A 1523-nucleotide genomic window follows, 5' to 3' on the forward strand; every position below is an offset into this window, starting at 1 on the left:
GTCATCGGAACCTCCTCTGTCGACTGAGAAAGCCTCAATCGTCGGACAGGTTCGTCAGTTCACAAAATGCGCGACGTCAGGAAAAATGCGAAACATCAGCCAAAAACGCCAATGCCGCGCGAGCGGCTTCGTCCTTGAGCCAAATTTTCAAGTTTTCCGCGCTGAGGCAAATGTCGGCTTATGTGCAGGATGAGAGTGAAACTGAATCCGTGCTAAAACCTCTTGCCCAAAAAGAGTGGCCGGAAGAATTGATCATCAGTGCGAAGGTCTCACTTCTAGTTTGTCACGGGTCCGCTGATCCCAAATGCAACAGAGCTGTCCTTCATGATCGATCAATAGCAACATAAAAGATGAGGCACGGTGAACCGTAAACTTGCTACCAACCGGATAGTCTCGGGCTTCGCACGAATTTGGTATGTAATCGGTGCGAACCGGTTCGACCGCAATCAAAACTACGCCCTTCGCCAGTCTCGAAAGCCGCTCCCGATGAGCGTAGTCCTCTGCGGTTGGCAGTCTGACGACTTCAAGATCCGATGGAATCTCGACGATAGAGACATTTGTTATCTTTCCGTCCTTCACTTCTGCATCGAACACGGACCACCCAAAGTAATGTCCTTCTCCATAAAAGTTCAAAGTCCCTGACCAAGCCATCGTTTGTCCCGTTGGATCGAGCAACCAACCTTCCCGTGATATTGTCAGCGTCCACGCTTCATCGTGCCAACCATGCTCCACCCAATAGCCAACACTCTTGCTTTGGAACAGATTCACGTCTGATCGCAGTTCGCCCTCTCTTGGAATTGGCAACTCCATATCCAATTGAATATTGTCAAATTTTCCCAAGACCGTCTCCGCGAATGCACGGTATTGCCTCTGTCAGGTAAGCCATTCCTGTCGTGTTGAATTGCGATTACCATAAATCTGCAACACAAACATCTTAACAAGACGAAGCGCTTGCAAATCAGCTTAGCTCTTTCCTGACGCCACGAAAGCGGACATCCGCCTCCAATCGACGAATGGCAACTCCGTCCCGCTGACCGACGAGAATTATCCCGGATCTTTTGAAACTGTCCACTGAAATGGGGCAAGACGAGCCAAGAGCCATCGGGGCGGGTCGCAGCGGATACCCGTAGAGAGCCCTTGGCCCAAATTGACCAGTGCTGCGCGGGGTGCGAGTGACAGTTTTCTTCGCAAGGCGGCCATTGCCATGGCAGAAAGCGACCCCTGGCCCGTGTTGCTAACATGAACGTCTGACAGGGCTTCACCATAGCTGATGTCTATTCAAATATAGAATCATGGTATTTTCCAATTCAGCGATCGGGTTCCAGTGTTGGATAAGAGAAGAAATGACTGGACGGACTTGCGCGCAATCAAACGGCAAAGACCAAAGCTTCGGAAAGTAACGTCGAGTTTCCGCTCTTCGCCCGCGACTTCTGGACTCGCACGAAACCAACGCCAACAGCTCACCATCTTGAATTGGATAAAGAAATGACCGTTATGAACAACGCACCTGTTTTGACAACTTT

At 50.3% G+C, this 1523-nt stretch carries 2 protein-coding genes; one reads left to right on the forward strand and one right to left on the reverse strand.

Features of this window, described 5'->3' with window-relative positions:
* Positions 1-193, forward strand: a 193-nt coding sequence (locus ACFWW2_RS02165; RefSeq protein WP_393925748.1) for a hypothetical protein, incomplete at its 5' end; no start/stop codon positions are given.
* Positions 194-255: 62 nt separating this feature from the next.
* On the opposite strand, the gene ACFWW2_RS02170 is transcribed toward ACFWW2_RS02165, so the two are convergent.
* Positions 256-840, reverse strand: coding sequence for a hypothetical protein (locus ACFWW2_RS02170; protein WP_393925749.1), 585 nt, complete (start codon positions 838-840; stop codon positions 256-258).
* Positions 841-1523: the final 683 nt, after the last annotated feature.

Source organism: Yoonia sp. R2-816 (genome assembly GCF_046762905.1).
In the GTDB taxonomy this organism is placed as follows: domain Bacteria; phylum Pseudomonadota; class Alphaproteobacteria; order Rhodobacterales; family Rhodobacteraceae; genus Yoonia.